Source organism: Burkholderia sp. R-40 (assembly GCF_049942845.1).
GTDB lineage: Bacteria > Pseudomonadota > Gammaproteobacteria > Burkholderiales > Burkholderiaceae > Burkholderia > Burkholderia ambifaria.
Map to the genome: position 1 here is coordinate 650,658 of NZ_CP187967.1, position 18,464 is coordinate 669,121.

The following is an 18,464-nucleotide window of genomic DNA, read 5'->3' on the forward strand; positions in this document are numbered from 1 at the left end:
GGCCGCCAACGAAAAAGCCCGATGCGAACTTGCTCGCATCGGGCTTTTTTTCCGTCCGGCGACGGCGGCGCTTACGCGATCCGCTTCGAGAGTTCGACGGCCTTGCCGATGTACGACGCAGGCGTCATCGCGAGCAGGCGATCCTTTGCGTCCTGCGGGATCGCCAGCGTGCCGACGAATTCCTGCAGCGCTTCGCGCGTGATGCCCTTGCCGCGCGTCAGTTCCTTCAGCTGCTCGTACGGGTTCTCGATGCCGTAGCGGCGCATCACCGTCTGCACCGGCTCCGCGAGCACTTCCCAGCAGTTGTCGAGATCTTCGTTCAGGCGCTGCGGGTTCACTTCGAGCTTGTCGAGGCCGCGGATCAGCGAGTCGTACGCGAGCAGCGAGTAGCCGAGCGCGACGCCCATGTTGCGCAGCACCGTCGAGTCGGTCAGGTCACGCTGCCAGCGCGACACCGGCAGCTTGTCGGCGAGGTGGCGCAGCGTCGCGTTCGCGAGGCCGAGGTTGCCTTCCGAGTTCTCGAAATCGATCGGGTTGACCTTGTGCGGCATCGTCGACGAGCCGATCTCGCCGGCCTTCGTCTTCTGCTTGAAGTAGCCGACCGAGATGTAGCCCCACACGTCGCGGTCGAGGTCGAGCAGGATCGTGTTCGCGCGAGCGACCGCGTCGAACAGCTCGGCCATGTAGTCGTGCGGCTCGATCTGGATCGTGTACGGGTTGAACGTCAGCTTCAGGCGGTTCTCGATCACGTCGCGCGAGAACGCTTCCCAGTCGAATTCCGGATATGCGGAGAGATGCGCGTTGAAGTTGCCGACCGCGCCGTTCATCTTGCCGAGGATCTCGACCTTCTCGATGCGCGCGATCGCGCGCGCGAGGCGCGCGGCGACGTTCGCGAGTTCCTTGCCGAGCGTCGTCGGGCTGGCCGGCTGGCCGTGCGTGCGCGACAGCATCGGCTGCTCGGCGTGCGCGTGCGACAGCGCGACGAGGCGCTGGTGGACCGTGCGCAGCGCCGGCAGGATCACGTGTTCGCGCGCGCCGGCGAGCATCATCCCGTGCGACGTGTTGTTGATGTCTTCGGACGTGCACGCGAAGTGGATGAATTCGCTGGCCTTTTCGAGCTCGGCCTGGCCCTTGACCGATTCCTTCAGCCAGTATTCGACGGCCTTCACGTCGTGGTTCGTCACGCGCTCGATTTCCTTGATGCGGGCGGCGTCGTGCGCGGTGAAGCGCTCGGCGAGCTGCAGCAGGAATTGCTCGGAGGCGTCGGAGAAGCGCGGGACTTCCGCGAAGCCGGCGCGCGACAGCGCGATCAGCCAGTGCACCTCGACGGTGACGCGGTGGCGCATGAAGGCGGCTTCGGAGAGCCAGTCGCGCAGTGCTTCGGTCTTGCTGGCGTAGCGGCCGTCGATGGGCGAGAGCGCGGTGAGGGCGAAAAGCGTATCGGGACGAGTGTCGGACATGATCGGGCGGGGCCTTGGAGCCGGGGCGAACGAGGGGGAGGAGAATCCGGCATTTTACCATTGGCGCGGGTCGATTCCGGCCGAACTGGTCCGGCCGGCCCTGCTGCGGGCGATCGGCGTGCACCCGGCGGCCGGCCGTCGCGCATCCGGCCTGGCGGCGGGCGCCTGGGCCGGCTCGCCGGGTCCGCCTGTCACACCGCCGCCGCCCGCCGCCGCCCGCCGACCCAACCGCCGGCCACCCCGCCGGCCACCCCGCCGACCACCCCGCCGGCCACCCCGCCGACCACCCCGCCGACCACCCCGCCGACCACCCCGCCGACCACACCGCCGGCCCACACCCGCCCGCCGGTAGAATGCAGGCTTCTTCCCGACCGCCGCCCGCCGCGCCCCGCCTGCATGGAACTGAAATGGCTCGAAGACTTCGTCTCGCTCGCGGAAACGCGCAGCTTTAGCCGGTCCGCCGAACTGCGGCACGTGTCGCAGCCCGCGTTCTCGCGGCGCATCCAGGCGCTGGAAGCCTGGCTGGCGACCGAACTGATCGACCGTTCGGTCTATCCGACGCGGCTCACGCAGGCCGGCCAGATCTTCTACGAGCAGGCACTGACGATGCTGTCGCAGGCGCACGAGGCGCGCACGCTGCTGCGCGGCCACGTCGGCGCGCCGGTGCCGACGATCGAGTTCGCGGTGCCGCACACGCTGTCGCTCACGTATTTCCCGCGCTGGCTGCAGCGGATCGAGGCGAAGATGGGGCAGGTCCACACGCGGCTGCGCGCGCTGAACGTGCACGATGCCGTGCTGTCGCTCGTTGAAGGCGGCCGCGATCTCGTGATGGGTTACCACCACCCGAGCCACCCGGTCGCGCTCGACCCGGCGCGCTACGACATGCTGGTCCTCGGCAGCGAGCCGATCAGCGCGTTCTCGGCGCCGGGCCGCGCGGGCCGGCCGCGCTACACGCTGCCGGGCACGGCCGATGCGCGCGTGCCGTACCTGTCGTATACGCCGAACGCGTATCTCGGCCGGATGACCGAAGTCATCGTTGCGAACGCACCGACGCGGCTGTTCCTCGATCGCGTCTACGAAACCGACATGGCCGAAGGGCTGAAGGCGATGGCGCTCGCGGGCCACGGCGTCGCGTTTCTGCCGCACAGCGCGGTCGAGGACGCGGTGGCCGGCGGCCGGCTGATCCGGCTCGACCGTTCCGCGCGCGGCGGCGCGCATCCGTACACGCTGACGATGGAGATTCGCCTGTACTGCGACAAGCTCGCGCTGCAGGGCGACGATCCGCGCCAGAAACTGGTGCGCGCGTTGTGGGAGGTCGTGCGCGACGAATTGCGCGACACGGCCGAATGACGGGATCGAGCACGGCCGCGCGCGGCTGACGACGAGCTTGCCGCGCCTGTCGGACGGCTGTCCGGCGGGCGTCCCGCATATTGCACCAACGATTTTCGCGCAACGCGATGCACGACCGATCGCGGGCGTTCTTGCCCAAATCGACCATGGATTTGCGAAAAATCCCGATCATGCAAGAAACGCATAATCGAATAAGCAAACGGCATTGGATAAAAAAAATGGGTTTTTCGACAATGTGCGCAATCCGTTGAACGTTGGAGCATCCATGTCTTCGCAACTGCAGTCCATCCCGTCCTACCTGCACGCCGACGATCTCGGCCCGTGGGGCAACTACCTTCAGCAGGTCGATCGCGTCGCGCCGTACCTCGGTTCGCTGTCGCGCTGGCTCGAAACGCTGAAGCGTCCGAAGCGCATCCTGATCGTCGACTGCCCCATCGAGCTCGACAACGGCACCGTCGCGCACTTCGAAGGCTATCGCGTGCAGCACAACGTGTCGCGCGGTCCGGGCAAGGGCGGCGTGCGCTACCACCAGGACGTGACGTTGTCGGAAGTGATGGCGCTGTCGGCATGGATGTCGGTGAAGAACGCGGCCGTGAACGTGCCGTACGGCGGCGCGAAGGGCGGCATCCGCGTCGACCCGCGCAAGCTCTCGCGCGGTGAGCTCGAGCGCGTGACGCGTCGCTACACCAGCGAAATCGGCATCATCATCGGACCGAACACCGACATTCCGGCGCCGGACGTCAACACCAACGAACAGGTGATGGCGTGGATGATGGATACCTACTCGATGAACCAGGGCCAGACGTCGACCGGCGTCGTGACCGGCAAGCCGATCTCGCTCGGCGGTTCGCTCGGCCGCAAGGAAGCGACGGGCCGCGGCGTGTTCGTCGTCGGCTGCGAAGCGGCGAAGAAGAAGGGCCTCGAAATCGAAGGCGCGCGCATCGCTGTGCAGGGCTTCGGCAACGTCGGCGGCATCGCGGCGAAGCTGTTCCAGGAAGCGGGTGCGAAGGTGATCGTGGTGCAGGATCACACGGGCACGATCTACCGGCCGGCCGGCCTCGATTCGAACAAGCTGCTCGACCACGTGGCACGCACGGGCGGCGTCGCGGGCTTCGAAGGCGCCGAGCCGATGCCGAACGACGAGTTCTGGACGGTCGAGACGGACATCCTGATCCCGGCGGCACTGGAAAACCAGATCACCGAGAAGAACGCATCGAAGATCCGCACGAAGATCATCGTCGAAGGCGCGAACGGCCCGACGACGACGGCGGCCGACGACATCCTGAGCGCGAACGGCGTGCTCGTGATCCCGGACGTGATCGCGAATGCGGGCGGCGTGACCGTGTCGTACTTCGAGTGGGTGCAGGACTTCTCGAGCTTCTTCTGGACGGAAGACGAGATCAACCACCGTCTCGAGCGCGTGATGCGTGAAGCGTTCGCCGGCGTGTGGGCGGTTTCGGAAGAGCACAAGGTGTCGGTGCGTACGGCGGCGTTCATCGTCGCGTGCAAGCGCATCCTGATGGCGCGCGAAATGCGCGGCCTGTACCCCTGATCGGGCGTCGCCGATCGGCCATTGCCGATCGGCGATCGGTTGACTACGATCACAGCGTGACGCAATCCACCGATTGCGTGCATGATCCCTCGCGGGCGGTGCCGAATCCGGCACCGCCCGCGCGTGCATTCATGCGTCACAAGCGCGCCCGAAGCCGGGAGGAAGGCTTCGTACAGGGCGATTCGTAGTGCGGTAAACAACCAGTTCTTTCAAAAATATTACTTTGATACACTGGCGCGGGTTTTAGCAAAGGAGATGACCAAAATGAAATACCACAAGGCAGTCCTGATGGTCGCGGCGCTGTGCGCGTTCGCGAGCGGCGCGCATGCACAGGAGACCGGCACGCTGAAGAAGATCAAGGACACGGGCGTGATCGCGCTGGGGCACCGCGAATCGTCGATCCCGTTCTCCTACTATGACCAGAACCAGCAGGTCGTCGGCTATTCGCGCGAATTCCAGATGAAGGTCGTGGACGCGGTGAAGAAGAAGCTGAGCCTGCCGAACCTGCAGGTCAAGAACATCCCGGTCACGTCGCAGAACCGCATCCCGCTCGTGCAGAACGGCACGGTCGACATCGAGTGCGGCTCGACGACCAACAATACCGAGCGTCAGCAGCAAGCCGCGTTCTCCGACACGATCTTCGTGATCGGCACGCGCCTGATGACGAAGAAGGATTCGGGCGTGAAGGACTTCGCCGACCTGAAGGGCAAGACGGTCGTGACCACCGCCGGCACGACGTCCGAGCGCCTGCTGCGCAAGATGAACAACGACAAGCAGCTCGGCATGAACATCATCAGCGCGAAGGATCACGGCGACTCGTTCAACACGCTCGAGTCGGGCCGCGCGGTCGCGTTCATGATGGACGACGCGCTGCTCGCGGGCGAGCGCGCGAAGGCCAAGCAGCCGGGCGAGTGGGTGATCGTCGGCACGCCGCAATCGGAAGAGGCTTACGGCTGCATGATGCGCAAGGGCGATACCGACTTCAAGAAGGTGGTCGACGACGCGATCTCGCAAGTCGAGAAGTCGGGCGAAGCCGCGAAGATCTACGCAAAGTGGTTCGAGAGCCCGATTCCGCCGAAGGGGCTGAACCTGAACTTCCCGCTGTCCGATTCGATGAAGAAGCTGTACGCGAACCCGAACGACAAGGCGCTCGACTGACCACACGGACGTTGACGCAGTAATGACGCTACTGAAACGGAAGAGGCCATGCTTCTTCCGTTTCTTTTTGCTGGAGTCTTGCCTATGTCTTACCACTGGAACTGGGGCATCTTCCTGAGCCCCGTCTCGACCGGCGAGCCGACGACTTATTTCGGATGGCTGATGTCGGGCTTCTGGGTGACGATCGAAGTGTCGCTCGTCGCCTGGGTCATCGCGCTGATCGTCGGTTCGCTATTCGGCGTGCTGCGCACGGTGCCGAACAAATGGCTGTCCGCGATCGGCACCGTCTATGTGTCGATCTTCCGGAACGTCCCGCTGATCGTGCAGTTCTTCATCTGGTACCTCGTCGTGCCCGAGCTGCTGCCCGCGTCGGTCGGCACCTGGATCAAGCAACTGCCGCCGACCACGCAGTTCTTCACCGCGTCGATCGTCTGTCTCGGCCTGTTCACCGGTGCGCGCGTGTGCGAACAGGTGCGCTCGGGCATCAACGCGCTGCCGAAGGGCCAGCGCGCGGCCGGCCTCGCGATGGGCTTCACGCAATGGCAGACGTACCGCTACGTGCTGCTGCCGGTGGCCTACCGGATCATCGTGCCGCCGCTCACGTCCGAGTTCCTGAACATCTTCAAGAACTCCGCCGTCGCGTCGACGATCGGCCTGCTCGACCTGTCCGCGCAGGCGCGCCAGCTCGTCGACTACACCGCGCAGACCTACGAGTCGTTCATCGCGGTGACGCTCGCGTACGTGGTCATCAACCTCGTCGTGATGTCGTTCATGCGCTGGATCGAAGGCCGTACGCGGCTGCCCGGCTACATCGGAGGCAAGTGATGCATCAGTTCGACTGGAGTAGTATTCCCGGCGCGATGCCGACGCTGTGGTCCGGCGCGATCGTCACGTTCAAGATCACGCTGATCGCGATCGTCGTCGGTATCGTCTGGGGCACGCTGCTGGCGCTGATGCGGCTGTCCGGCGTGAAGCCGCTCGCGTGGTTCGCGAAAGCGTACGTGACGGTGTTCCGCTCGATCCCGCTCGTGATGGTGCTGCTGTGGTTCTTCCTGATCGTGCCGCAGGTGCTGCAGGGCGTGCTCGGGCTGTCGCCGACGATCGACATCCGGCTTGCGTCGGCGATGGTCGCGTTCTCGCTGTTCGAAGCCGCGTATTATTCCGAGATCATCCGTGCCGGCATCCAGGCGGTGCCGCGCGGGCAGATGAACGCCGCGTTCGCGCTCGGCATGAACTACGCGCACGCGATGCGCCTCGTGATCCTCCCGCAGGCGTTCCGCGCGATGGTGCCGCTGCTGCTCACGCAGGCGATCGTCCTGTTCCAGGATACGTCGCTCGTGTACGTGATCAGTCTCGCGGACTTCTTCCGCACGGCCGCCAACGTCGGCGATCGCGACGGCACGACCGTCGAGATGGTCCTGTTCGCGGGTGCATGCTATTTCGTGATTTGCTCGGTGGCGTCTGCCCTCGTCAAAGGTCTCCAGAAAAAGGTCACAAGATGATTTCCATCAAGAACGTTTCGAAGTGGTACGGCCAGTTTCAGGTCCTCACCGATTGCACGACCGAGGTGAACAAGGGCGAAGTGGTCGTCGTGTGCGGTCCGTCGGGCTCGGGCAAGTCGACGCTGATCAAGACCGTCAACGGCCTCGAGCCGTTTCAGCAGGGCGAGATCCTCGTGAACGGCCAGTCGGTCGGCGATCGCAAGACGAACCTGTCGAAGCTGCGCTCGAAGGTCGGGATGGTGTTCCAGCATTTCGAGCTGTTCCCGCACCTGTCGATCACCGAGAACCTGACGCTCGCGCAGATCAAGGTGCTCGGCCGCGGCAAGGACGAAGCGAACGAGAAGGGCATGAAGCTGCTCGATCGCGTCGGCCTGAAGGCGCATGCGCACAAGTTTCCGGGGCAGCTGTCGGGCGGCCAGCAGCAGCGGGTCGCGATCGCGCGTGCGCTGTCGATGGACCCGATCGCGATGCTGTTCGACGAACCGACGTCCGCGCTCGATCCGGAGATGATCAACGAAGTGCTCGACGTGATGGTCGAGCTCGCGCAGGAAGGGATGACGATGATGGTCGTCACGCACGAAATGGGCTTCGCGAAGAAGGTCGCCCATCGCGTGATCTTCATGGACAAGGGCGCGATCGTCGAGGACGACCGCAAGGACGATTTCTTCTCGAATCCGAGGTCGGATCGCGCGAAGGACTTCCTCGCGAAAATCCTGCACTGAGCGTTCGTGCATCGCGCGCCTCGTGTGCGCGAATGCGGAAAACCGCCCGGCCGAACGCCGGGCGGTTTTTTTTCGTCGGCAGCCGGCCAACGGCCGGCTTCGCGTCGCGCGTTACCAGCTGTAGCGGTAACCGACCTGCCCGGTGACGCCGCGCCGGTAATCGCCACCGAGGTTGCGCGCATATTTCACGTTCGCGTACAGCTCGCCCGACTTGCCGAAGCCCGCGGTCACGCCAAGGCCCAGCTCGTACCAGGTGCGGCCGAGGTGCGTCGCGAACGGCGTGCCGCCGACGACCGTCTGGCCCGGCGACAGGAAGTCGTGCAGCACGTCGGCCGTGAAGTACGGCGTCGCGGCGCCGCCGCCCGCGTTCGCGTCGAGGTTCGGCCGGAAGATCCGCACGCCGACGCGCCCGCGCAACGCGTTCGTCGTCGTGCCCGATACGGCAGATACGTTGTCGTTGAACCCGTTCAGTTTCAGGTACTGGTACATCAGCTGCGCCTGCGGCTCGACCGCGATCGGCGTGCCGCCGATCCCGAACGGCTTGCCGACTTCCTGCGACAGCGCGATGCCGAAGCCGTTCTGCGACGCCTCGTTGCCGTAGCTGTCGCGATACCGGTTGCCGTAGTGCGTGACCTGGCCGACGCTGTCGAAGTAGGTGCCGTCGGCCAGGTAGCGCGTCCAGTAGCCGCCGACGCTCTGCGCGTGCATCTCGACCGAGCCCGTCGACGTCGACAGGCCCGGCGTATCGGTACGCGCGATGTCGTCGAAGCTCGCGTTCGCGACGCCGATGCTCGCCGTCACGCCCGCATGCGTGCTGCCGCCGCCCGCAGCCTGCTCGAGCGTCCAGTCCTTGCCGAACTGCGCGAAGAACGTGCGCTCGTCGGCCGCGAAGCGGCCCGCGTTCGCGTCGAGGCTCTGTCCGCCGATGCGGCCCCACACGCCGTCGCGGTTGCCCGGCGCCTGCTTCTCCAGGTTGTAGATATCGCCGACGCGTTCGTGCAGCTTGCCGAGCGTCGAAAAGCCGTAGTCGGCGTTCAGCAGCGGCGTCATCGCATAGCCTGTGACGCCCGGGCGATACGCGAGATTGCCGCCGTTGCCGTTGCCGTTGCCGTTACCGTTACCGTTACCGTTGCCATTGGCGTTGCCGGACGGATGAATCGCATCGTCAGGATCCGTCGGGTCGAGTTGCGAGCGCAGGTACCAGCCGTTCGCATCGCTCTGTCCGCCGCGATAGAGCCGGTATTCGTATGCGCCGGCCTGCACCGGCCCCGCGAGATGGAACGCCGACGCGGCGGTCGTGCCGCCGTTGGCCGTGACGACCACCGGAATCCCGTCGCCGGTCGTCTGCGCGCCGGTGCCGGCCGTGTTCGCGATCTTTAGCCCCGTCGTGCCGCTCGCGGTGCCGCCGTTCACGATCAGCCGGTCGGTCGGCGACGCATCCGCGCCGAGGTAGGTGTTCAGCGCGATCGTGCCGCCGTAGCCGACGTAGCTGCCGGTCGTCAGCGTCCGGTAGCTGCCTGCCGCCGTCGGCGTGCCGGACGGGGCGGCGAATGCAACGAGGCCCGCGTTGTTCAGGCTGCTCAGCACGGAGCTGCCGGTCATGCGCCACGTGCTCGTGCCGTCGACGGTCAGCGCGACCGGGTCGATCTTGCCGGTGAGCGTCGTGCCGTTCGCCAGGTGCACGTCGCCGGTGCTCGACGCGTCGGAGACGATGTCGCCGCTCAGGTTGACCGCCGACGCGTTGAAGGTCGCCGTGCTGCCGTTCGCGAGGTCCAGCAGCGTGCCGTTGCCGGCCGTCACGACGGTGCCGTTGCGCACCGCGATGTCGACCGTACCGCCGCGTGCGGCGAACGCCGGCCCGGCGACGGACGCGACGCTGCCGCCGTCGACGAGCACCGCGCTCGTCGCGCCGGACGCGAGCGTGTCGGTGCTCAGCACGCCGGCGGTCGCGCCCTTGAGCGTCGTGCCGGTCAGCGCGAGCACGCTGCCGCTGTCGACGTTCGCGCCGCTGCCGGCCGCGCTCGCGATCGACGAATCCGTGTCGCCGATGCGGCCGCCGTTCTGCGCGACGAGGCCGTCGGCCGCCGCACCCGCCGTGGAGACCTTCGCGCCCGACAGCCACGCGCTCGCGCCGCTGCCGGCGACGATCGCGTGCGCGCCGGCGCCCGTCGTCGCGACCGTCGTGCCGTTGGCCGCGAGCGTCGAATCCGTGCCCGCCACCACGAGGCCGCGTGCGTTGTCGCCGGCGGTGCGCGCGACGGTCGCCGCATCGGTCGCGATGCGCGCGCCGGCGCCCGTCGACGACAGCCCGTCGGCGCCGTTGCCGGTCGTGCCGATCTGCGTACCCGAAAGCGCGATCGTCGTGTTCGTGCCGAGGTTGTCGATGCCCTTGCCGGCGCCGCCCACCGCGATCGACGTCGCGCCGGCCGCGATCCCGCCGTCCGCGACGCTCGAATCGACCCGCACGCCGTCGGCGCTGCCGTTGGCGATGACCGTGCCCGCGCCCGACAGCGCGACCGACGCGCCCGCGCCGGTCAGGTGCACGCCCGCGACGCCGTCGTCGGCCTCGATCGTGCCTGCGTTGGCGAGCGTCGCCGACGCACCCTGCACGAGCGCGCCCGTGCCGTTCGACACGCGGATCGCCGACGCGTTGTTCACCGTGCCGAGCGGGCCGATCACGACGCCCGTCGAGCCGGCGCCGGTCAGCAGCACCGAGCCGCGGTTCTCGAGCGTGCCGAGGTTGCGCGCGACGAAACCCGTCACGCCCGCGCTCGACGAGGTGACCGCGGCAGCGTTGGCCAGCGTCGTCGCGACCGGCGCACCAGCATTCGCGCCGGCGAGGTCGTGCGCCTGGCCGTCGACGACACCCGCCATCGCGCCGGCTGCATTCAGGTTGATCGTCGCGCCGGCGTCGATCGAGCCCTGCGCGCCGCCTTCGACCGCCACCGCGATGCCGTTCGCGCCGTTGACGTTGTAGGTGGCGTTGCCGGTCGACAGCGTCGTGCCGGCGCCGGTCGCGAGCACGCCGCGCGCACGCTGGCCGGTCACGTCCGTCGTCAGCGCGCCGGCGGCCGACGCGCCCGTATAGGCCGCGCCGCCTGCGATCCGGAACAGCGTCGAATCGTCGGTATCGACGCTCAGGTGCTGCGCGGCGACGTTGATCCTCGAGCCCGCGCCATACGCATAGAAGCCGATCTGGTTCGTGCCCGACATGAAGCGGGGCACCGCGTTCGCGCCGACGTCGATGGTCGCGCCCGAGCGCGCATGGACGCCGATCGCGCCGTTGCCCGTCAGATTCAGCGCGCCGTCGACCGTGGCCTGCGCGCGCGACCCTTCGGCCCACACGCCGTAGTTGCGCGTGTCCGATGCCGGGTCGAGCCCGCCGGCCACGTTGATCGTGCCGGTCGACGTCGCGGCCGTCGCCGTCGAGGTGCCGACCACCATGATGCCGATCCCGTTCACGCCGTTCAGCGTGATCGTGCCGGTGTTGGTGACGTTCGCGGCCGAATTGGCCGCGAGCATGCCGACGTTCGCGAGCGGCGTGCCGGGCGCCGCGCCGTTCACGACGATCGAGCCCGCGTTGCGCAGCGTGCCGGAGGACGAGCCGACGCTCGCCATCCCGGCGCCGTTCTGCGTCTGCGAGCCGATCACGATCGAGCCGAGGTTGCTGGCCGTGCCCGACGCGCCGAGCAGGATCCCGTACGCGCGCGCGGACAGCGCGACGTCGTTCGCCGCTGCGCCCGGCGCGTACTGGGCCGCGCGGCCGAGCTCGATCGTGCCGCCGGCCTCGTTGGTGAAGGTGCCGCCGGCCGCGAAGCCGCCGATCACCTGGCTGTCGAGCGTCGTCGCGTTGACGCCGACGTTGATCGTGCCGGCGTTCGACGCATTCGCGCCGCCCGTCACGCCCACCGCGTAGTTCTGCAGGTCGGGGCGGTTGCCGTCGAGCGTCCACGCGCCGACGTTCATCACGCCGTTGTTCACGAACGTCGTGCCCGTGCCGCTTGCGTAGACGCCGTTGCCCTCGGTGTACGCGTGGAATCCGAAGTTGTCGGGCGGCGTGCTGCTGCTCGTGTCGACGTTGTCGCCGGACGCGTAGCCGGCCGAGATCACGCCGTTGTTGACGCCGCTCGCGCCGCTGAGCAGGCGCACCAGCGTGAAGTCGCCGGACAGGCGGCCGTCGTTGACGAAGTGCGCGCCGTTTTCCGCGAGGACGGCCGAACTCGATTCGACCGTGTTGGTGCCGCGAAAGTCGATCTGGCCGTCCTTGCCGATCTGCAGCGTCGCGTTCGCGCCCGTGCCGTGCATCACCGACAGATGGTCGATCGGCAGCGTGTTCTTGTCGCCGGCCGACACGTTGTTCGCGTACTGGAAGGTTTCCTGCGTGAAGGAGACGGCCTGGCCGAACGCGGTGTCGTACGCGGCTTGCGAGCCGAGCGCGCCGCTGCGCACGGCGCGCGCGAGGAAATCGTTGTACGCGGCGAGCGACGCGGCGTCGCTCACCGTCCACGTGCTGCCGTCGAACGCGGTGAAGGTGCCCGCATAGGTCGGCACGTCGAGCTGGACCTGGCCGACGGCGCCGCCGCTCGCGAGATAGTCGCCGGTGCCGAGCCAGATCTGGTTGCGCGAATTCCAGTTGACGACGCTCTTTGCCGAGCCGGTGCCGTCCGCGAAGGTCAGGTCGGTCTGCTTCGGCGCGATCGAGATCGCGTTGCCGGCCGCGTCGGGCGCGTTCGCCGGATTGCCGATCGACACGTTCAGCGTGCCGCCGGTGCTGTCGACGGTGCCGAGCCGAAGGTTCACGTACTGGTTGCCGTTCACGTCCTGGTAGACGGGCACGTTGGTCGCGCCGGTCGTCGACGCGGCGAACGCGGACGAGTCGTACGTGGCGATCGACGTATGGGTGCCCGTGATCGAGTCGGGCGTGCTGACGCTCTGCGTCTTGCCGCCGAGCGACAGCAGCGGCTGGTTCGGGTTGCCCGACACGATCGACGTATTGCCGATCGGCGTGAGCGTATAGCCGGGGTCGCCGCCGGCGCTCGTCCATGCACCCGTCACGCCGACCGTGTCGCCGCCCGACACGGCCGTGGCGCCGGCCAGGTTGTCATTCACGGTCGGGCTGTAGCTGCCGAGCGCGCAGGTGCCGCCGCTCGTGACCGCGGAGCCGTCGCCGCACGTCGAGGCGTACGCGGAGCCGGCCGACAGCGCGGCCAGCGCGGCGCCGAGCGCGGCAACACGCAGCGGCGAGCGGCGGGCGGCCATGCGGCCGGCACGGCGGCTTGCGCCCGATTCGCTGCCCGAACGCTTGCCGCGCGCCCGGGCCGTTTCCGCGACCGCCACCCAGCAGCCGGCGGCTTCGCTCCATATCGATCGAAATGAGTGATTCACGACAAGCCCCTCTCTCTTTTTTGAAGTGGTGTCCACCGCGGTACGGTGAAAGCGCATTCCACGGCGGGAAAATGGCTCGAATGGGCGTGCGGCGGCCGTTGCCGCATTGCGGATGTCGCGCCAATCGTGATCCGTTACACCGGGGATGAGGCGAGTCTACTAATGGAGTTGGCGGTCGATTATCAAAAAAATAGCGAATGTGGCGATAATGCCGATTTCATTCGGTATTTTTTGATTGTGTGGTTAATCGAACTGAAAGCCTTGTGGGGTAAGGGTTTGTTCGATTTTGAAGGGGTCGAATATTTATGCCGTGCGTCGGTGGCCTGCCGCACTGTTCGCGGAAAATTGCCGCGATAAAATGTGGTTTCCGGATTATGTAATTGTGAGTGCGGATATTTATTTGTTTCGCGTATGTATTATTTTCGCTTGAACGTTAATAAAATCAAGTGAATGTTGCGCGAAGCCGGTTCGATACGCGCAAATGTGGTTCGGATGAAACGAAAGCCGGAGTGCGGATGGAAAAGCGGCGCGATTTTCAGCGAGGGCGCACGGCCCGGATTCGGGCGCGGATAATCGGTCATGCCAAGCCGGCATGACCGGCGATCACGCTATCGCGTGGCGACAAGGGAAGCAGGGGCGCGCCTGGCTCAGAAATCGATCGCGTCGTCGCCGTCGTCCGCGGCACCGGCCGCCAGCGCTTCGCGAATGACACCGCCGCACGGCGCGGACGCCGATGCGTCGAGCGCCGGGTTGCGCAGCTTCTCGAGCACGCGCTCGGGCACCGGAATCTGCATCCGCGCGGCGACGTCGCCGCACTGGAACATGATCAGCTCGCCCGGTTCGAACGAGGTCCAGATTTCGTTGTCGGTCAGCGGCTGCGTGGCGATCACCGCGACGCGATCCTCGGGCGTCGTGTATTTCGCGAAGTCGATCGACAGGTCTTCGTCGACCAGATGCGCGGTCGAGAACGGCCAGCGCCGCACGAGGTAGTGCAGCCGCGTCGAGCAGTGCGCGAAGAGCGCCTGGCCGTTCGACATCAGGAAGTTGAACACGCCGTGATCGGTAATGCCGCGCGTCAGCTCGCCGACGCGCTCGAACAGCTCCGGCAACGGCGGCTGCGCGCCGGGGAACGCTTCGCGCAGCCCCTGCATCAGCACGCAGAACGCCTTCTCGCTGTCGGTCGTGCCGACCGGATGGTAGACGCTGCCGTCGAGATCGGGTTCGTAGTCCTGCAGATCGCCGTTATGCGCGAAGATCCAGTGCCGCCCCCACAGCTCGCGCATGAACGGGTGGCTGTTCTCGAGCAGGATGTGACCCTGCGTGGCCTTGCGGATGTGCGCGATCGTGTTCTTCGACTTGATCGGGTAGCGCTTCACCATTTCGGCGATCGGCGACGTGGCCGACGCCTGCTGGTCGATGAAGAGGCGACAGGCCTTGTCCTCGAAGAACGCGATTCCCCAGCCGTCGGCATGGTGATCGGTGAGGCCGCCCCGGGCCGCGAAACCTGTGAAGGAGAATGTGACGTCCGTCGGCGCGGCGCAGTTCATTCCTAGGAGTTGGCACATTTTACTTGGGGGCGGGGGCGGAAGCGGGGTAACCAACCGGGGGAACCCCGGTACAATGTGGTTTCTAGCATATCACCGAGCCTTGAGCGGTAAAAAGCGGATTCCGCCGGCCGAAGGCCTCGTGTTGCGGTTTGCCGTCAGTCGGTCCGCGCACGTGCGTTCCGGCCCCGCAGATGGCCAGCCCGTTCCTCACGACGCCTCCTATGACTGCCTCGAACGCTTCCTCTCCGGCGACGCTCACGTTCGCCCGTCCCGACGACCTGCACCTGCACCTGCGCGACGGCGACATGCTGGCCGCGGTGCTGCCGCACACCGCGCGCCAGTTCGCCCGCGCGATCGTCATGCCGAACCTGAAGCCGCCCGTCACGACCACCGCGCACGCGCAGGCTTATCGCGAGCGGATCCTGGCCGCGCTGCCGGCCGGGATGTCGTTCGAGCCGTTGATGACGCTGTACCTGACCGACAACACGGCGCCCGACGAAATCCGCCGCGCGCGCGACAGCGGCTTCGTGCACGGCGTGAAGCTGTATCCGGCCGGCGCGACGACGAACTCCGACCACGGCGTCAGCGATCTCGCGAAGTGCGCGAAGGCGCTCGAGGTCATGCAGGAAACCGGCATGCCGCTGCTCGTGCACGGCGAGGTGACCGATCCGTCGGTCGACATGTTCGATCGCGAGAAGGTGTTCATCGATCGCGTGATGACGCCGCTGCGCCGCGATTTCCCGGGCCTGAAGGTCGTGTTCGAACACATCACGACGAAGGACGCGGCCGACTACGTGCGCGACGCCGACGCGGCGCCGGGCCTGCTCGGCGCGACGATCACCCCGCAGCACATGCTTTACAGCCGCAACGCGCTGTTCGTCGGCGGGATTCGCCCGCATTACTACTGCCTGCCGGTGCTGAAGCGTGAAACGCATCGCGTCGCGCTCGTCGAGGCCGCGACGTCGGGCAACCCGCGCTTCTTCCTCGGTACCGACAGCGCGCCGCACGCGCGCGGCGCGAAGGAAACCGCGTGCGGCTGCGCGGGCTGCTACACGGCGCTGCACGCGCTCGAGCTGTATGCGGAAGCGTTCGACCAGGCCGGCGCGCTCGACAAGCTGGAAAATTTCGCGAGCCGCTTCGGCGCGGATTTCTACGGGCTGCCGCACAGCACCGAAACCGTGACGCTGCGTCGCGAGACCTGGGAATTGCCGCGCGAGGTGTTCGCGGGCGATACGCCGGTCGTGCCGCTGCGCGCCGGCGAGGCGATCGGCTGGAAATTCGCGTAACCGGCGCGGCCGGCGCACCGCCACGTGACGCCGGCCAGACGGCCGGCGGCGCGCGGTGCTAGAATGCGCGTCGCAAAGCAGGCCAGGCAGTCGCGGCCTCGCCGCCTTCGGGCGGGCGGGGGCGAGGAAAGTCCGGACTCCACAGGGCAGGGTGATGGCTAACGGCCATCCGTGGCGACACGCGGAACAGGGCAACAGAAAGCAAACCGCCGATGGCCCGGCGCAAGCCGGGATCAGGTAAGGGTGAAACGGTGCGGTAAGAGCGCACCGCGGCGACGGCGACGTTCGCCGGCACGGTAACCTCCACCCGGAGCAATTCCAAGTAGGCAGGCGCGCATTTTCGGATGCAGGACGGGGCCCCCGTCTCGTCTGCGGGTAGGAAGCTTGAGCGCGTCAGCAATGGCGCGCCTAGAGGAATGGCTGCCACGCGCTGCGCGCTTCGGCGTGCAGCGTGCACAGAATCCGGCTTATCGGCCTGCTTTGCCGTTCGAATGCGAAAGGGCCGGCGCTCCACCAGGAGCGCCGGCCCTTTTTTTCATGCGTGGCTGCCGTGCGGTCAGTCCGCGACGATGTCGAACGAATGCGTGAGTTCGGCCGTCTTCGCGATCATGATCGACGCGGAGCAGTACTTGTCGTGCGACAGGTTGATCGCGCGCTCGACCGTGGCCGGGTTCAGGTTGCGGCCCGTGACGGTGAAGTGGAAGTGGACCTTCGTGAACACCTTCGGATCTTCGCTCGCGCGCTCGGCCTTCAGCGTGACCGAGCAGCCGGTGACTTCCTGGCGGCTCTTCTTCAGGATCAGCACGACATCGTACGCGGTGCAGCCGCCGGTGCCGACCAGCACCATTTCCATCGGGCGCGGCGCGAGGTTATGGCCGCCGCCTTCCGGCGCGCCGTCCATCGCGACGAGATGCCCGCTTCCGGTCTGGGCGGAAAACGCCATGCCGTCCTGACCCATCCAGCTTACTTTGCATTCCATGCTTGCACTCCAGCGTTGCCTGATTCGGATTCGATCCGGCATTGTAGCCCGCCGGGCAATGGTCGGCTGATGCGCTGCACGACGCGTAAGGGCGGGCGGGCGTATGCGGCGGCCGGTGGGGCCTCGGACGCCGATTTCCCTGAGGTCTTTAGGGGTTTTACTCTAGGTTTGGTAGGCGGCTGAGCTCTCGCTCGCTAACCAATCGATTGATTTTAAAGAGAAAACTCGATTTGCCTCGCGAAATGGCATGCATCCCACATTGTGGTTTCGCATTTCTTAATGCGAATTTTCTTGTGAAGTCGACACCCCATTCGTATAATGAGCGTCATTGGTTGTCGCGGTGCGACAATCTCCGCATGTCTCCTCCACCCTCCTCCTGAGGTGGATTAAGCCCGAACCAGCCGTTCGGGCTTTTTTTCGTCCCATGCAATGAGCAGCGCGCAGTTTGCGCGCTCCGGCATCCGTTACCGGTGGTGATTACGCAGGCTGCCGTGCGGCCGGCCGCGACGCCGCGTCGGGTGGCGACTCCGCGGCACGAGTGGCAGGCGCGGGGGCGCCTGAGGCATCGCTGTAACCGCGCGCGCAGAAGTGCTGCACGCGCGCGCGTACCGCGCGCAGGCGGGCGACGCGATCTTCGGCATGGGCGCCGCGGGCCTCCGCGATGCGGGCGTCGAGTGCGTCGAGCTTGGCTTCGCAGCCGGCCGGGGCCGCGATGGCGGGCGCGACGGCGGCCAGCCATCCGGCCGCGAGAATAGGCGTAAGTCGTTGTTTCATCATGCTTGTTGGTCGTTTTTCCGTGGTCGGCCGATCGGGCGCGGCAAGGTCTGGTGCCGCGCGTCGATGGGTGCCTCCCCAGGCGCTCGGTTCGCCTGGTGTGTCGGGGCACGACCGAATTCTGGCTCATTTCGGGCGCGGCCGGTGCGGGACGTGGATTCCCTTTGACCGCGTTGCCGTATTTCCTTTATAATTCAGGGCTTTTCCGCATTCATGCCCACGGAAAAAGAACAGGGAGAGCCTGCACCGCGCCTCGAAGCGCACACAGACAAGCAGGAAGAACACATCGGGCAAAGCATTTTTTTTGGATCGATCATGAAGACGTTTTCCGCAAAAGCCCATGAGGTGACGCGCGAATGGTACGTGATTGACGCGACGGATAAGGTTCTCGGCCGTGTTGCCAGCGAAGTGGCACGCCGTCTGCGCGGCAAGCACAAGCCTGAGTTCACCCCGCACGTCGACACTGGTGATTTCATCATCATCATCAACGCGAGCAAGTTGAAGGTCACGGGCAACAAGACTCTCGACAAGAAGTACTACCGTCACTCGGGCTACCCGGGCGGTATCTATGAAACGACGTTCGGCAAGATGCAAGAACGCTTCCCGGGCCGCGCGCTCGAGAAAGCGGTCAAGGGCATGCTGCCGAAGGGCCCGCTCGGCTATGCAATGATCAAGAAGCTGAAGGTCTACGCTGAAGCCACGCATCCGCATTCGGCGCAACAGCCGAAGGCGCTCGAGATCTAAGGGGA

15 protein-coding genes and 1 other RNA gene are annotated in these 18,464 nt (G+C 66.5%); 10 read left to right on the forward strand and 6 right to left on the reverse strand.

What is annotated here, in order from left to right; translation table 11 throughout:
* Positions 1–71: 71 nt before the first annotated feature.
* Positions 72–1,460: an adenylosuccinate lyase gene (gene purB / locus ACP26O_RS03020; protein WP_426356287.1), complete on the reverse strand. Its 1,389-nt coding sequence runs from the start codon at positions 1,458–1,460 to the stop codon at positions 72–74.
* A 396-nt stretch (positions 1,461–1,856) separates the two neighbouring features.
* On the opposite strand from purB, the gene ACP26O_RS03025 reads away from it, so the two are divergent.
* The 6 genes from ACP26O_RS03025 (at position 1,857) to ACP26O_RS03050 (ending at position 7,744) form a co-directional block, all read left to right on the forward strand.
* Entirely contained in the window at positions 1,857–2,810 is a 954-nt protein-coding gene (locus tag ACP26O_RS03025) for a LysR substrate-binding domain-containing protein (RefSeq protein ID WP_426356288.1), read from the forward strand.
* 265 nt (positions 2,811–3,075) lie between these two features.
* On the forward strand, positions 3,076–4,362 hold the full coding sequence (locus tag ACP26O_RS03030; RefSeq protein ID WP_011655970.1) for a Glu/Leu/Phe/Val family dehydrogenase: 1,287 nt from the start codon (positions 3,076–3,078) through the stop codon (positions 4,360–4,362).
* 264 nt (positions 4,363–4,626) lie between these two features.
* Positions 4,627–5,520: a glutamate/aspartate ABC transporter substrate-binding protein gene (locus tag ACP26O_RS03035; protein ID WP_166726363.1), complete on the forward strand. Its 894-nt coding sequence runs from the start codon at positions 4,627–4,629 to the stop codon at positions 5,518–5,520.
* 84 nt (positions 5,521–5,604) lie between these two features.
* Positions 5,605–6,345 (forward strand): amino acid ABC transporter permease, encoded by a 741-nt coding sequence (locus ACP26O_RS03040; protein ID WP_175661512.1) that lies wholly within the window; start codon positions 5,605–5,607, stop codon positions 6,343–6,345.
* Complete coding sequence (gltK, locus tag ACP26O_RS03045) at positions 6,345–7,022, forward strand: glutamate/aspartate ABC transporter permease GltK (protein ID WP_011655973.1); 678 nt, start codon at positions 6,345–6,347, stop codon at positions 7,020–7,022. The genes ACP26O_RS03040 and gltK overlap by 1 nt, the downstream gene beginning before the upstream one ends.
* Entirely contained in the window at positions 7,019–7,744 is a 726-nt protein-coding gene (locus ACP26O_RS03050; protein ID WP_006755150.1) for an amino acid ABC transporter ATP-binding protein, read from the forward strand. Before gltK ends, ACP26O_RS03050 begins: the two co-directional genes overlap by 4 nt.
* A gap of 111 nt (positions 7,745–7,855) precedes the next feature.
* Here ACP26O_RS03050 and ACP26O_RS03055 read toward each other — a convergent pair whose 3' ends face one another.
* Complete coding sequence (locus tag ACP26O_RS03055) at positions 7,856–13,129, reverse strand: autotransporter outer membrane beta-barrel domain-containing protein (RefSeq protein ID WP_175665313.1); 5,274 nt, start codon at positions 13,127–13,129, stop codon at positions 7,856–7,858.
* A 45-nt stretch (positions 13,130–13,174) separates the two neighbouring features.
* Here ACP26O_RS03055 and ACP26O_RS03060 point away from each other — a divergent pair, with 45 nt between their 5' ends.
* Positions 13,175–13,486 carry a hypothetical protein gene (locus ACP26O_RS03060; protein ID WP_175665312.1) on the forward strand — a complete coding sequence of 104 codons (312 nt, stop codon included), beginning with the start codon at positions 13,175–13,177 and terminating at the stop codon, positions 13,484–13,486.
* A gap of 59 nt (positions 13,487–13,545) precedes the next feature.
* Here the strand turns inward: ACP26O_RS03060 and ACP26O_RS03065 are convergent, their stop codons facing one another.
* Positions 13,546–13,710: a hypothetical protein gene (locus ACP26O_RS03065; RefSeq protein WP_175665311.1), complete on the reverse strand. Its 165-nt coding sequence runs from the start codon at positions 13,708–13,710 to the stop codon at positions 13,546–13,548.
* Positions 13,711–13,776: 66 nt separating this feature from the next.
* Positions 13,777–14,694 carry a class II glutamine amidotransferase gene (locus ACP26O_RS03070; protein ID WP_175661509.1) on the reverse strand — a complete coding sequence of 306 codons (918 nt, stop codon included), beginning with the start codon at positions 14,692–14,694 and terminating at the stop codon, positions 13,777–13,779.
* A gap of 203 nt (positions 14,695–14,897) precedes the next feature.
* Here ACP26O_RS03070 and pyrC point away from each other — a divergent pair, with 203 nt between their 5' ends.
* Both pyrC and rnpB read left to right on the forward strand, forming a co-directional pair.
* Positions 14,898–15,962, forward strand: a complete 1,065-nt coding sequence (gene pyrC, locus ACP26O_RS03075) for a dihydroorotase (RefSeq protein ID WP_175665310.1) — start codon at positions 14,898–14,900, stop codon at positions 15,960–15,962.
* Positions 15,963–16,036: 74 nt separating this feature from the next.
* Positions 16,037–16,448: RNase P RNA component class A (gene rnpB / locus ACP26O_RS03080), an RNA gene on the forward strand.
* A gap of 70 nt (positions 16,449–16,518) precedes the next feature.
* Here rnpB and ACP26O_RS03085 read toward each other — a convergent pair.
* Entirely contained in the window at positions 16,519–16,983 is a 465-nt protein-coding gene (locus ACP26O_RS03085) for an OsmC family protein (protein WP_072465471.1), read from the reverse strand.
* Between the two features lie 435 nt (positions 16,984–17,418).
* On the reverse strand, positions 17,419–17,718 hold the full coding sequence (locus ACP26O_RS03090; RefSeq protein WP_175665309.1) for a hypothetical protein: 300 nt from the start codon (positions 17,716–17,718) through the stop codon (positions 17,419–17,421).
* Positions 17,719–18,030: 312 nt separating this feature from the next.
* Between ACP26O_RS03090 and rplM the strand changes: the two genes are divergently transcribed.
* Positions 18,031–18,459 (forward strand): 50S ribosomal protein L13, encoded by a 429-nt coding sequence (gene rplM / locus ACP26O_RS03095; protein WP_009687896.1) that lies wholly within the window; start codon positions 18,031–18,033, stop codon positions 18,457–18,459.
* Positions 18,460–18,464: the final 5 nt, after the last annotated feature.